Here is a 14,897-nt window from a genome sequence, read left to right as displayed (position 1 = left end):
TAGGACTATTTACTTATTGGTTGCACGAATAAAGTGTCATTTTTTGTGACAGACTCGAGCCCGTTGACGAAACAAACGGCCGTCAATACTTCCTGCAGCGGTTTGTTGTTGAATACGCCGTTAAAGCGGATAGGTTTGTTTTTTCGTGTGATTACTTTTATGTTGATACCATACCAGTATTCCAATGTGGCGGCGATATCTGCGGGAGATGCATTGTGAAAGACGAGACGACCGCTGCGCCATGCTTTTTCCCGTTCCAGATCGAACCTGTTTTTATTAAAGCGGGCGTGGTTTCTGCCGGTGATGAGTTGTTCTCCGGGCAGCAGTTCTGCTACGGCTGTTTCCTGCGCTACCCGTACCTTTCCTTCCACCAGTTTTACAGCAGCTTCTTTATCAAAATGGTAAGCTCTTAATTTAAAGGCGGTGCCCAGCGCCTGTACATGGATATTACCGGCACTCACTACAAATGGTTTGTCTTCCGCTTTGGCCACTTCAAACAGGGCCTCCCCTTCCAGCTGCAGGTTACGTTGCTTTTGATTATAGGAGGTGGGAACTTTCAGCACACTGTGCGGGTTGAGTATCACCAGACTTCCATCGGCCAGTGTTACCTGACGCCGGAGGCTATCCGTAGCCTTAAAAATGGTGTAGGCTTCCTGATCAGCAGCAGGAGCCACCTGCCGTTGTGTTGTCAGCCACCAGGTGGTAGCTGTCAGTGGTAATACGATAGCTGCAGCGATTCTTGCGATCTTTTTCCAGGAAATCTTTTTTTCCGGCGTATCTGCTACTGAGATGACCGCTTTCAGCTTGCCAAACTCGGCATCCTTTTCTTCCGGCGTAAGACGAAGTCCCAGGCGGAACAGCCACTGCCGTGCCTTTTCCGCTTCTTCCTGTTTATGCGGATAACGTTCCAGCCAGTTTTCCCAGAACTGCACGTCCGTATCATTACTGCGCAGGCAGTAACGTACGAATGAATCGTTTAAAATAAAGTCTTCCGCCTTATACTGCTGTAAGTCCATTCCAGGCATTTTATATAAAGAGGGAGGAATGCCTGTTTTTTTACCAAAGAAATCAGGAATTTTTTTCCATATCGATCAAAAGCAGCAGCAGTGCGATAAATGTGGCATCGGTATATACTTCCCGGATGCGGACGAGGGCATTGTGGATGGTATTATAGATGGTGCGGGGGGTGGCGGCTGTCTTAACTGCTATTTCCTCTATGCTCAGGTCTTCATAAAAGCGCATGCGGATAAATTCTTTCTGACGGCTGGTGAGCAGCGCCAGCATTTGTTCCAGTTTATTCTTCACCTGTGCATCGGTTTCCTGACGGATCAGCACTGATTCATAGGGCAGCTCTTCCGGTTCGGGAAACAGCTGACTATCAGTAAGGGTAATCCCTTTCTGGGTTTTGGTGAGGATCTTATACAGTTTTCTTTTAAAGCATATAAAAAGATATGCCTGGATATTCTCCGGCATGTCCAGCTGATGGCGTTTCCGCCAGATATCTACGAAAATGTCATTGATAGCTTCTTTGACGATACCTTTTTCCAGCACAACAGAGATACCATAGTGGTAGAAGTTATCGTAAAGGTCATGGTAAATCTTATACAGGCCCTGTTCATTGTCCTGCTGCATTTCATACCAGAAACCTGCATAATCTTTTTCACAATACCTGCCTGCGCTGGTATCAGTAGCGTGATGAGCGTTGAGCATACAACTGAGCGTTTTGGTTGGTCCGTCCAGGGAGTAAAAGTTGGTTTAGTCTATCCAGCAGCAAATTAAGGGATTTAGATTGAAAGAATTGATTTTTAATATCGGAAGTGTTGTTTTTTTTATGTTCCGGGGAAGACAATACACCCGGCAGAATTCCCCGTTGCTCATCTTATTATTTTTATCAAGTAGACAGAAAGATAGTGGCCAAAACGAAAAATGATACCCACATTTCACTGGTTGTGCTGATTAACTACACTCGTCTATTGAAGGATCTAATTTATCTAAAAAATTGGGGAACAAATAACATCTGTTTTATATTCATTTGGATGTATTAAGTAATAAAAAAATAATTATTCTTATGGCGACCTGTTCTTATTTGGTGATAAAGGTGTCAAGCCGGTGTAACCTGAACTGTACCTACTGCTATATGTATAACCTTGGTGACATGACTTACAAAAATCAACCCAAGGTGATGTCAGATGAAGTTGCAGATGCCGTTATTCAAAAAGCGGCCGCACACGCGTATGAAAGAAAACTTAAGAAGTTCCAGATGAGCTTTCACGGAGGTGAGCCTCTACTTGCCGGGATGAATTTTTTTGAAAATTTTATCCGGAAAGCCAGGAATGTATTTTCGTCCTATAATATCCCGCTTAATTTTTCCATTCAAACCAATGGCATATTGCTGAATCAGGAATGGTGTGATTTTTTTAATGAACATAAAGTTGCCATTGGGATCAGCCTGGACGGTAATGAAACGACAAACGACAAAAACAGGGTATATCATAATGGTAAAGGAAGCTACAAGGATGTAGTTAAGGGAATCAAAGCCCTGCAGCATTCAGGCCATAATTTAAGCGGAGGAATATTGACAGTGATTGACCTTGAAACAGACCCGGCTGATTTATATCGTCACTTTAAAGAGCTGGATATAGTATACCTCGACCTGCTGTTTCCTGATTCCAATTACGCTCATCCTTACCTGGAATACCAATGGGCCACCAGTACAGCCTATGCAGACTGGCTTATTCGTTTTTACGATGCCTGGTATTATGATACAGATCAGTACAGGCCGAAGATCCGCTTGTTTGAAAATATTTCACATGGTATTGTTGGCCGTTATCAATCCAGTGATTTCCTCGGCAATCATGAAAACCAGGTACTGGTTATCGAAACAGATGGAAATATAGAACCCGTTGACGTGTTAAAGATTTGCGGAGATGGTTTCACCAAGCAAGGAGTAAATGTACTGACTCATTCTATTGAAGATTCCTTTTCCAAAGATCTCATAAAACTATACAATCAAAGTCACCTGGTCCTGCATGAAAAATGCCAGCGTTGTCCTGTACAAAATATTTGTGGCGGCGGATACCTTCCACATCGCTACAGCAATGAAAACGAATTTGACAATCCATCCATCTATTGCAGGGATTTAATGAAGATTATCAACCATATCCGAAACAGAGTAGTCGAAAAAATTTCTACTTATGTTGATGGTGAAGTGCCATACAAACAAATGTCGTTTGAGGAACTGGAAGAATGTTTTTAATAACTGAAAATAAAAGAAAATGACTGGAGATCCATATTGTTCCGCTTTGGTGATGAAAATTGCCAGTAGGTGTAATATTAACTGCTCTTACTGCTATATGTATAGTTTCGAAGACCAAACATACTTGCAGCAGCCTAAGTTTATGAGTCAGGATACGGTTGACATATTACTTCTGAAAGTAAAAGAGCATTGTCTCCGTCACTCGTTGCAACGATTCTTTTTCATTTTTCATGGAGGAGAACCGCTACTGGCAAAAAAAGAATTTTTCAGTGAATTTGTGGAGAAAGCCAGGAGAACAATTGATACAGGAGTGAAGCTCTTTTTCTCTGTTCAAACTAATGGAATCCTGCTTACAGATGAATGGTGTCAACTGTTTATTAAATATAACATACGGGTTGGGGTCAGTCTGGACGGGCCTCAGGCCGTGCATGACAAACACAGGGTGGACCATTCCGGGAAAGGGACCTTTTTAAAAGTGCTTGAAGGGATCAACACGCTAAAGGCTAATGGCCTGGAGCAAACGGCCAAAATGTTATGTGTCATCAACGTGGATACTGATCCTATCGAAATGTATGAGTTCTTCAAATCAACCGGCATAAGGAGTATTGATTTTTTATTTCCTGATCTTAACTACGAATGTCTTCCCCAACATATTAATCTCGCTACTGAAACAAGGTATGCCGATTGGTTAATTAAAATTTTTGATCGATGGATCCTTGATTCCAAAAGCACTTCCCCTATTCAGATAAGACGCTTTGTAAATGCAATCAGCCTGATCATGGGGAAATCCACGATATCCGATGAAATGGGATCAGAAAACAACAGTGTTCTGGTAATAGAAACAGATGGAGGAATCGAATCTATCGATTCGCTGAAAATATGCGGAGATGGGTTCACAAAGGAAAATTTAAATATCAGTACAAATAGTATAGACGACGCACTTAGCTCAAATCTGGCCAGGTTGTATTATAAAAGCCATAACAGTTTGTGCGACAAATGTAATGCTTGTCAGGTGAAGGAAGTATGCGGAGGTGGACATATTGTTCACCGGTATAAAAAGTCAAATAGCTTCGATAATCCCTCCATATACTGCAATGATCTCGGGAAGATATATACACATATACGGAACAGCGTTTATGAGATACTCAAAAAGTATGAACTGGTTGAAGCATGATATTTATCTAATTTAAATATTATAACAATGCTGAAAGAAGGCGTGAAAATAATTGCATCTGAAGCTACATATGCTTCTTTGGAAATTTCAACCGGATGTGAAGTGGCTAAAGAACGTGCTGCTACGGGTATCTCATACATTAGTAATGCCTACAAGCCCCGGGATGAATGGCGGAAAATCACTGAGGATGAACTATCGATGCTGAAAGCCGACCTACAGTCAGGTAATGAGTCCTCATCCACCATTTATATTTTCGATATTCCGGGTGTATTGAAAAATAAATTTGAAAACATTACTTTAAATAAAGTAATTTCCAAACGCCATTTCCTGAAAGTTCAATCTGAGAAAAAAGAACTATTCAGGCAATATGCTGATCTTTTAAATAAATACTGTTCGCATTTTCTGCAGGAAGGAAAAGAAATTTCGAAGGGATTTTATTCGGTAAACGACGCCAACTTATCAACTACGACAAAGTATTTCAAAGGAAAACAGTATACAGGGCTTCATATCGACAATATTGATAACCTGGCAATAGATAAAGCCCATGATGCACAAAACAGATTATGTATTAACTTAGGTACGCAGAAGAGATACTTCCTATTTGTGAATCAACCCTTAAGTGAAATGAAAACCTGGATACTCAACCAAAAAGGTAGTTTTAACGCCAAAAATACCCAATGGCATTTAAGCCAGCTGTTTTGCCGGACTTATGGTACTTATCCTATTGTTCGGATCCCACTTGATCCTTACCAGGCTTATATCGCTCCCACTGAGAATATACTGCATGACGGATCCAATATAGGCAGTACAGCCCCCGATATTACTTACACATTGCTTGGACACTTTTCACTATAACGCACAAGAACGAATCTGTAGCTAAATTCCACACTATTACATGATTAAAAAAAGACTAATATACTTTATTGGACTACTGCTTGCATTTAAAACTACGATATGCATCGGCCAAATGAATGAAAAAAAATTCCGGATAAGCGGAGCTGTTATTTCTCAGAGCAGCATTCCGGTTACCACAGGTATGGTTGCGGCGGAACGTTTAAACAGTAATGGGATTGTTGCGCAAACTGTTTTGGATACTACAGGTAAATTCATCCTGCCCCAGCTGGCTGCCGGCCACTATACTCTTAAAATAGCCTCTATAGGCTATAAAATATGGACCAATAACAATATAGTCCTTACTGACAAGGACATCGACTTACAGAACCTGATTCTATTAGACAGTACTACCACACTCAAAGCCATCAATATTGCGGGATCCACACCGCCCATCAGAAGTGAAAATGGCAAATTAATCATAGATGCTACCAATAAAATCTATCAAACTTCCGGTAATGCATTGAACCTCATTGCCAGGCTCCCAGCCGTTTCTGTAGTGCAGGACAATATCCGGATAAACGGAACCGTTCAACCTGTTGTTTTAATAAACGGGAAAAGAAGTCCTTTGTCTATCCAGGAATTAAAGAATCTGCCGGCGAATGAAATAAAGAAGATAGAATTAATTACAGCCCCGGGATCAGAATATGATGGCAATTATAATGCAGTAATAGACATAACACTTAACAAAGCCAAATACGTAAATGGTTCTAACGTAAACGGCTACCTTGGATATGGCAGGAATCAATTTAACCAGCTGTACGGAGGTTTGGGATATGTTCATCAAAAAGACGGAGGACATTATTTCCAGGCCGATTATGATTATTCAAAGTATAGTGGACTCCTGGATTTTGAAAGTAACAGGCAAACAGAAACCAGCCAGTTTAAAAACACTTATTCAGAGCATTCCTTTTCCAAACAAATACCCAATAGCCATTCCCTGAGACTCAATTACGAAAAACCGCTCAATGATAAATCAAAGCTGGGTCTGAGTGTTCGGGGGATATACGGAGATTATAAAGAAAATACCCTCACCAACAGTACTTTGGTCTTTATAAAACCACAGGCATACGGTCAGGAGATTAACAGCAATAATGATATTTCTTCCATCAACAGATCTATTGCCAGTACCCTTTTCTATCAACTCAAAATTGATAGCACAAGCGACCTCAGTATGCAGGTAAACCATGGTTATTTTGATCAGGACCAGCATCAGCAGATTGATATTACCAACAGTGCCATAACTGGGCTCAACAGTACACTGAATGACGTTGTATCCCAAACCAGGTTATTGACTTTCAACGCCGATCTCAAAAAAAGATGGAAAGATTTTAGGTTCAAAACAGGTATAAAGGCCAGTACTACTACTGCTGATAATAATCTCGTCTATGATACACTGGCCGGATCATTCTACAGGAGGGATTCAGCACGGACCAACAACTTTGCATATGATGAACAGATATTTGCAGGCTATGTAAATGCCAGCCGGGCTATTAAAGGTTTTAATCTTACAGCAGGGGTAAGGTATGAATATACCAGGGGTAGCGGAGATCTTGTCACAACAAAACAAAAGTTCGTCAGGGAATATGGTAATCTCCTACCCTATTTTAATATATCCAGAGACTTTTTTAACCGGAGCTTAAATATAGACCTGTCTTATACCCGAAAACTACAAAGGCCCGCCTATAGCGACCTAAACCCGTTTTCTATCATTTCAAGCCCGTACACAAGAATAGAAGGAAATCCTTATCTCCAGCCTGCCATCTTCAATAGTTATGAAGCAAACTTCAACTATAAAAATATTAACCTGAATATCTCTTATAGGAAAAGAGATGATGTGATCAGTCAGATGCCTTTTTACGATTTTCAAAGTCAGATACTGACCTTAAAAATGGTAAACATTAACAATAGAAAAAGCCTGGTATTTGCATTAAGTTATATAAAAGAGATTACCAAATGGTATACCCTGCAGGTTTCCGGCACCTTATTGAATGATGAATTCAATTCGCAGTTTAATGGCAAAAACTATCATCTCCAGGGATATAATTTCACCTTTACAACATTAAATACCTTCACCATACTGCCAGGATTCCTGTTCACTGCCAATAGTTATTATACCACCAGTTCAGTATACGATATATACCGGTTTAAACCTCAAAGCTCTATTACAACCGGCATCCGGAAAGAATTTCTTAACAAGAAGATTATCCTGGTGGCAGAATACCGGGACATGTTCCTGGGCATGAAAGACAAGATGGTGCAAAATACGGATGGTTTTCAAAATGAAATCAATCAGTTCCGTGGCTCCAGGACCTTTGATATAAGGTTGGAATTTGATCTGCAAAAATTAAGGCAAAGTATTAAAAGCCTCAATATCAGAAGCAGTGAAGAAGAATCGCGCGTTAAGAGCAGATAGGAGGTAAAGTCTACATAAAATAACTTCAAATGGTTATCAACTTGTATAAGAACGGCCAGTTGGGGAACAGGTTATTGCATGCTTCGGCATTTATTGCCAATTCAATAGAGCATGGATACTCGTTTTATTATTTGTCTTTTCCGGAGGCATACCAGCAATATTTTGACCTGGAGGATAATGCAACCCTTAAATTAACAGGTGTCAGGTTTCATTTTTCGAGATCAGGTACCCTTAATTCGATATTGATCAAAATTGCCAGCGGACTTTTCAAATTCCTGAAGAAAAGGAAAAGCCTCCCATTCCTGGATTACCTTACGATTATTCCTGCATCACAACCCAATGGTGCATTGTATTGCGATATGAATGATGCCCGTTTCCTGGAGAAAGCCAAAAACAAAGTGCTCTTTGTAGAAGGCTGGCGGTTTACCGACCATATCAACATGCCCAAACACCTCTTCTTCATCCGTGATATTTTTAAGCCCAGAGAGAAATATGCCGGACTAATTGATACAATAGTAAACAAAGCCCGGAAATTCGGGAAAACATTGATAGGCATACATATCAGAAGAGGCGATTACAAAAACTACCAGGGAGGAAAATGGTTTTATGAGGACACTGTTTATGTAAGAAAAATACAGGAAATGCAACAGTTGTTATCCGGACACGACAATCCTTCTTCTGTTGTTTTTATTATCTGCTCGGATGAGGAAATTGATATGCATTCCTTCTCTACCTTGCCCGTTGTATACATCCGGAAAAGTGAAATAATAGATCTGTATACGCTGGCAAAATGTGATTATATAATTGCTCCACCAAGTACATTCAGCGGTTGGGCTTCCTACTACGGGAATGTTCCGACCTATTATATTGATAACCCGGAAGCCCCTGTCCTGCAGACTGAATTCACCATAGGATTTCATAAACATTTTACTAATAAAGCAGCGCATTGCGTAAACTATTATGAGATGATCGGCCAGGAGCAGGCCTAGTAGATAATATAAAACCAAGTACTGTGAAAAAGAAATATAAGTACTTCCGTCAGCTTGATTTCATGGACTGCGGGCCTACCTGCCTGAGGATGATCGCTGCTTTTTTTGGAAAGGATTATTCCCTCAATTTTTTAAGAAGCCATTCTTATATTACTCAAAGTGGCGTGAGTCTGCTGGGACTTAGTGAAGCAGCAGAAACCATCGGATTCAGATCTATGGTTACTAAAATCAGCTACGAACAGCTAACAGAAAAAGCCCCATTGCCTTGTATTCTCCATTGGCAACAAAAGCATTTTGTGGTGCTGTATAAAGTACAGAATAGTTTTTTTGGTGGAAAAAGAGAATTTATTATCGCCGATCCGGGACATGCTCTCGTGAAAGTAGATGAAAGTACTTTCCTGAAATGTTGGGTAAGCGCCGCGGAAAATAAAGGTGTTGCCTTATTGCTGGAACCCACACCTGATTTTTATCTTAAACAGGAAAACAAATCCGAAAAAAACGAGGGCTTTAGATTCTTACTGGATTACGTAAGACCGTATAAAAGATATTTCTTCCAGCTTTTTCTTGGCATTATATTGAGTAATCTCATCGGGTTGTGTTTTCCATTTCTGACACAAAGCCTGATCGACTTTGGTGTTAACAGAAAAAATATACACTTCATTCACCTGATACTATTATCTCAGCTATTGTTATTCACGGGTAGTTTCGTGGTCGACCTTATCAGGAACCGGATACTTTTGCATGTAAGCACGCGGATAAGTGTATCCATTATATCCAGTTTCCTTATTAAAATAATGAAACTTCCCGTTAGTTTTTTTGAATCTAAAAATGTAGGTGATCTTACACAGCGCATAGCCGACCACAAACGTGTTGAAACATTTTTAACAGGATCTACATTAAGCACTGTGTTTTCATTAATTAGCCTCGTTGTTTACTCCTTTGTACTATCATTATACAGCCTTACTTTATTAGCGATCTTCTGCATTGGAAGTGCATTGTCCATATTATGGATATGTATATTTTTAAAGCAACGGAAAAACATTGACTATAACCGTTTTCAACGCGCCAGGGAAACGCAGAACAGTTTGTTTGAGATTATTACCGGGATGCAGGAAATAAAACTGTACAACAGCCAGCGGTCCAGGCGCTGGAACTGGGAGCGAATACAGGCAAAGTTGTTCCAGGTTAACATCAAAAGTCTGGCATTAGAGCAATACCAGGAAATCGGGGCGTCTTTTTTTACCCAATTGAAGAATATACTCATCTCCTATTCTGCAGCCATGTTAGTCATACACCAACAAATATCACTGGGTGTAATGCTGAGTATTTCCTACATCATAGGACAAATGAATAATCCGCTAATACAGTTGATTAATTTTGTAAGAAACATACAGGATGCTAAAATAAGCCTGGATAGACTGGGAGAAATACATAATAAAAATGATGAAGAAATCAATGAAGATGCGCTGTTGAATGACGCCGTAGCACCAGAAGTAAAAAATACCGCCGCAGATAATTTACGTGATATTCATGGAGAAGGGATCACTATATCTAACCTGAGCTTTAGATATGGATCACCTAAAAGTGCTCCCGTACTTAAAAACATCAGTATACATATCCCCAAAGGAAAAATAACGGCAATCGTAGGTTCCAGCGGAAGTGGAAAAACAACTTTAATGAAATTACTATTGAAGTTCTATCCGCCCGGTGAAGGAAAAATATTAGTGGATGGAACTGATCTTGTTACTATGTCTGCCAATCAATGGCGTACAAACTGTGGCACCGTCATGCAGGATGGCTTTGTCTTTAATGACTCCATTGCTCAGAATATAGCCATGGATGATAGTCGTATTTCTATGGAGAAGCTGGACGAAGCAATAAAAATCGCTAACCTCACGGACTATATTAATAATCTTCCTCTGGGTTTCTCCACCAAGGTCAGCAACACCGGATCCTGTTTGAGTGGAGGTCAGAAACAACGTCTTTTTATCGCCCGGGCGGTTTATAAAGATCCGAAGTATTTGTTCTTTGACGAAGCTACCAGTGCTTTGGATTCGAATAATGAAAAAGCCATTATGGAGAACCTGTCCAAGTTTTATCAGGGAAAAACAGTGGTTGTTATCGCACATAGATTAAGCACCGTAAAAAATGCTGACCAGATAATTGTAATGAAGGATGGCTGTATAGTAGAACGGGGAGACCATTGGAGCCTTGCGGCTTTAAAAGGATATTACTTCGAGTTGGTAAAAAATCAATTAGAATTAGGTGTAGCTTAAACAAATACAAATATGCCAGTTGGAACAAACGAGCAATATAGCCAGGAAATGGAAGAACTGATTGGCCATGTACCCCATCGGCTGATCAGATCAGGATTGTTATGGATGCTGCTTGTAGCGATCGTAATCCTGGTGCTTAGCTCCCGCATACCTTATCCGGAACTGGTGAAGGCAAAGGTGACCATCTACACCAAAAACCCACCTGAAAGTCTTATCATAAAAAACAACACCGGCCAGATGTTGGAATTTCTTGTAAACAACAGAGACACCGTATCCCGTGGAGACACCCTACTGGTCAGGCAGGATATCAGTACGGGAAAAAACTGGTACGCCACATCACCGCTGGATGGTATTGTTTATACATCAAAAGAAGCAGGTAAAAATGATACACTGCTATATTCCATATGCATCATACCAAAAGTACCAGGCGTTGATGTTTATCTTAAAAGTACCGATGGAAATGTAGGAAAGATCAAAGCCGGACAGAAAGTATGGATTAATCTGGATAATTATCCTGCCCAGGAATATGGCATACTGGAAGGAAAGATATCCGGTATCATGCCCGATGTTAGTAAACATGAGCATACAGCTATCGTAGAACTAAACAGCGATAAATTAATTACTACGACTAACAGATTGCTGCCCCAGCAACCTGTTATGCAAGGAGATGCGGAGATACAGATAGATGAAAAAAGTGTATTTGAACGGATATTTGGCAGTGTCTTCAGGAAATAAAAAAAACGGAAATGGTCTTTTCTAAACCCAAACGATTATGGATTATTTATTCCATGGAAGTAATATACAACACCTGGAAACATTAGTACCTCAATACTCAGGTCTGCTTCATAAAAATGTATTGTACGCAACAACCGATTTTTACATCGCTTCTCTTTTTCTCAACAAAACAGGCGGTGACTATTTTTGTAGTCTCCTTTTAAGAGGAGCAGGCGGCCCCCCATTTATCATTGAACGGGTGAGAAATGGGATACAATATAGATTCCAGGGGAAGAAAGGGTCAATATATTTACTTAAAAAAAATGGGTTCCATGCTGTAGAAGGCGGATGGAGAGGAGAAGTGATGTCGGAATACGCTGTTCAACCCATTGAAGAGATCAGAGTAGACGATGTTCCAAAGTATATTGAAGATTTAGTCGAACTGGGGAAAATTATTTTTGTTCCATTTGACAAACGCCATGAATACATCAGCGATGATGACAATGATCTCCGCCAGTTGTTTAAAAAAGAACTGGCATCTCAATCACAAAACCAAAAGTTATTGGACCTGGTGAGATCCCATCATCCACATATCTATCATGATTACGCCCATTAAGATTTTCGTTCGTAATTCCCAAAACCATGAATATATTAACCGATAAAATTCCACTACTCACCTATTATTCTCCCTCTCATAAAATATTATTTGACAGGTTCTTCCTGCCCAGTTACAATCAGTATCTGAGTAATAGTTTTGAACTGGTCATAAAAACGAGTGATCAGTTATGTAACGGGGAGTTTGGCAGTATCAACTGGAATAAACAGATGAAAGAGAAAATCAGTTTTGTAAACGATTTTATTCAACTGACGGATGCTGAGTATGTGGTTTTCTCTGATGTTGACATCATTTTCTTTGACGATATCAGGTATGAAATAATTAATGAACTGGCGCACGATGATATAGCATTTCAGAATGACGGAGGAGAATTGAGTATAAACCACAACTTATGCTGCGGGTTCTTTATTTGTAAAATACATTCGCAAACACGGGCATTTTTCAATGCGCTACTCTCCAACTATAATGACAGATATACAGATCAGCAGAATATGAATTATTTCCTAAAAAATAGTTCTGGTGTGCAATACAAGCCGTTATCAAAAAGGTTCTACAATTTATCCCGTGATGGACGTCCAATATGGCAATCCGGCCAGGACATACCTTTTCCTGACCTGGATATTTTAATGTACCATGCCAATTTCACCGTTGGATTAAACAGCAAAAAACACCTGCTTGAAAATTTTATTGACTGGAATGAATTGAAGAGAAAAAACGCCTGATTTTTCTATTTTCAATATACTCCTGATTTTATAAAACTCATCTACAAAAGCATCACACTCGTCTAATTATTTTTTCCCCTGCAGATCCTTAGTCTATATTCAATGTATTGTTAACTAAATCCATTTTTTTTATGGCTAGCTCAAAATTCACAATTGATCTCAGCGCATTATCTAAAGATCAATTAAAAAGCAAACTGGGAAGCATCGAAGAATCTTTCCTGAAAGAATTGGGTGAAGAGATTACAAACGCAGACGCTATCTCCGGCGGCGGCCCTGTAAGCCCTACCAATCCAACTGAAGGCGAGTTCGGCCAGGCTCACATTTCTGGCGGATGGCTGAAAAACTAATGCCAAATCTGGTCAATGTATTTATACGTTGACCAGATTTTTTGTCAAGACAGAAAGTAATGATATCTCCACGATTATCCGGTGAATGATTTGAGCATATAACATTATCCTTTGCAGTATTGTAAGCTTCGCCAACTGTAGCCACGCTCCTATTAACTCAACCTTTCAGTTCTACATCACTGACAATATTTACAATTAATTGTCAATCACACACTAAAAAATACAGCGACCTTTATTCGTCTTAAAAACGTCCTTTGTATGGTTGGAAAAGAACCAGGCGATATGGTTCATACGTAATCCTATCTTGTAGATCCCCGGACGATTAGTAATATTTACTTTTTTTAAAATGCAATAAAAAATTTATTTTTTATTTTTAAAATTTTATTATATTTAAAATATCAATCTGTTGAATATGCCCCCCCTATTGTAGCGTGTCACATATATTCAATTTATTGAGCAAATACTATCCTAAAAAATTTAGGACCTCAGAACCCATTAACTAGATTCAACCATCAGTCTGACTACTTAATCATGAATTCTAAATCTCATAATATCCATTTTTGGTGACCAAATAATGCCTTCTTATGTGTAAGTCTCATTTAAGTGCAATCATTGTAGATAATGATGCAAGCTCAAATGATTTGCTTAAAAACTACATCCAGAGCACTCAGAACATAGAACTAGTCGGAAGTTTTCATAGTATCCATGATGCTCTTAATTTTTCCTATGATTTTACACCGGAGATAATGTATATAGATATACATATGTCCGGATTGCGGGAATATCAATATCTATCTGCCATTTCACCTAAAGTATGTAAGCATCTTATCATTACATCGTATGAATCCAAATATGCTATCGATGGTTACCATAATAATGTATATGACTATTTAATGAAGCCATTATCCTATGACAGATTTGCGGAGTCACTGAATAAGTTGCTTACAATCAGATTTCCGGCTGAAAATGTTGATACTCTGGAACCGAACAGGGAAGAAACACCGGGTGCTGTTGGGATGATTAATTACAACATGAATAATGAAGAATACATATGGATAAAGTGCGACAAGAGAATATACAGGATGTGGAAGCCTGACATAAAATTTGTAGAGGCATTAAAAGACTATATCATCATTCACTATAAGGACAAAAAATATATCACCCATCTTTCCATGTCCACTATCGAAATGTACCTGGGAAACAAAGATTTTATCAGGGTTAACAGGTCATACATTATAGCTATTAATTCCATTATTTCCATTTACGGAAATGTTATTGAAACTACTTTCAATAAGGAAATTCCGATTGGTATCCGGTACAGAGATAAGATCAAACTCTTATATACCGGATTCTGATAACATATACGGGAAACTATCATAAGCCCGGACCGCTCATACTTTGCCTATCTGGATTTTATCCCATAGATTTGAGGTCACGTGATTAGTTTTGTTGCTGTACCCCCTGTTATGGGACAGCAGGAGCCTGATCGAGGATAT

Annotated in this window: 13 protein-coding genes; 11 read left to right on the top strand and 2 right to left on the bottom strand. The window is 39.4% G+C overall.

All coding sequences use genetic code 11. The annotated features are described in order from the left end of the window. Positions 1 to 5: 5 nt before the first annotated feature. A complete protein-coding gene (locus DF182_RS24425) occupies positions 6 to 1,016 on the bottom strand; it encodes a FecR family protein (RefSeq protein ID WP_161964248.1) in 1,011 nt (336 codons plus the stop codon). A gap of 52 nt (positions 1,017 to 1,068) precedes the next feature. Next, entirely contained in the window at positions 1,069 to 1,710 is a 642-nt protein-coding gene (locus tag DF182_RS24420) for an RNA polymerase sigma factor (RefSeq protein WP_113618399.1), read from the bottom strand. Between the two features lie 358 nt (positions 1,711 to 2,068). Here DF182_RS24420 and DF182_RS24415 point away from each other — a divergent pair, with 358 nt between their 5' ends. The 11 genes from DF182_RS24415 to DF182_RS24365 all read left to right on the top strand — a co-directional run bounded on the left by DF182_RS24415 (position 2,069) and on the right by DF182_RS24365 (position 14,756). Beyond that, positions 2,069 to 3,256 (top strand): radical SAM protein, encoded by a 1,188-nt coding sequence (locus DF182_RS24415; protein ID WP_113618398.1) that lies wholly within the window; start codon positions 2,069 to 2,071, stop codon positions 3,254 to 3,256. A gap of 19 nt (positions 3,257 to 3,275) precedes the next feature. After that, positions 3,276 to 4,430 (top strand): radical SAM protein, encoded by a 1,155-nt coding sequence (locus tag DF182_RS24410; protein WP_113618397.1) that lies wholly within the window; start codon positions 3,276 to 3,278, stop codon positions 4,428 to 4,430. Between the two features lie 27 nt (positions 4,431 to 4,457). Beyond that, positions 4,458 to 5,285, top strand: a complete 828-nt coding sequence (locus tag DF182_RS24405) for a hypothetical protein (RefSeq protein ID WP_113618396.1) — start codon at positions 4,458 to 4,460, stop codon at positions 5,283 to 5,285. A gap of 112 nt (positions 5,286 to 5,397) precedes the next feature. Beyond that, positions 5,398 to 7,737 carry an outer membrane beta-barrel protein gene (locus DF182_RS24400; protein ID WP_161964247.1) on the top strand — a complete coding sequence of 780 codons (2,340 nt, stop codon included), beginning with the start codon at positions 5,398 to 5,400 and terminating at the stop codon, positions 7,735 to 7,737. Positions 7,738 to 7,766: 29 nt separating this feature from the next. Further along, a complete protein-coding gene (locus DF182_RS24395; protein ID WP_113618394.1) occupies positions 7,767 to 8,726 on the top strand; it encodes an alpha-1,2-fucosyltransferase in 960 nt (319 codons plus the stop codon). 23 nt (positions 8,727 to 8,749) lie between these two features. Next, positions 8,750 to 11,002, top strand: a complete 2,253-nt coding sequence (locus tag DF182_RS24390; protein WP_113618393.1) for a peptidase domain-containing ABC transporter — start codon at positions 8,750 to 8,752, stop codon at positions 11,000 to 11,002. A gap of 12 nt (positions 11,003 to 11,014) precedes the next feature. Further along, positions 11,015 to 11,737: a putative HlyD family type I secretion protein gene (locus tag DF182_RS24385; protein WP_113618392.1), complete on the top strand. Its 723-nt coding sequence runs from the start codon at positions 11,015 to 11,017 to the stop codon at positions 11,735 to 11,737. Between the two features lie 37 nt (positions 11,738 to 11,774). Beyond that, the gene (locus DF182_RS24380; RefSeq protein WP_113618391.1) at positions 11,775 to 12,332 is read left to right on the top strand and encodes a hypothetical protein; all 558 of its coding nucleotides are present in this window, start codon (positions 11,775 to 11,777) and stop codon (positions 12,330 to 12,332) included. A 26-nt stretch (positions 12,333 to 12,358) separates the two neighbouring features. Further along, on the top strand, positions 12,359 to 13,054 hold the full coding sequence (locus DF182_RS24375; protein WP_113618390.1) for a putative nucleotide-diphospho-sugar transferase: 696 nt from the start codon (positions 12,359 to 12,361) through the stop codon (positions 13,052 to 13,054). A 131-nt stretch (positions 13,055 to 13,185) separates the two neighbouring features. After that, on the top strand, positions 13,186 to 13,401 hold the full coding sequence (locus DF182_RS24370; protein ID WP_113618389.1) for a hypothetical protein: 216 nt from the start codon (positions 13,186 to 13,188) through the stop codon (positions 13,399 to 13,401). 584 nt (positions 13,402 to 13,985) lie between these two features. Then, positions 13,986 to 14,756: a LytR/AlgR family response regulator transcription factor gene (locus tag DF182_RS24365; RefSeq protein ID WP_113618388.1), complete on the top strand. Its 771-nt coding sequence runs from the start codon at positions 13,986 to 13,988 to the stop codon at positions 14,754 to 14,756. Positions 14,757 to 14,897 lie beyond the last annotated feature (141 nt).

Source organism: Chitinophaga flava (assembly GCF_003308995.1).
GTDB lineage: Bacteria > Bacteroidota > Bacteroidia > Chitinophagales > Chitinophagaceae > Chitinophaga > Chitinophaga flava.
This window is presented reverse-complemented; position numbering and strand designations above follow the sequence as displayed.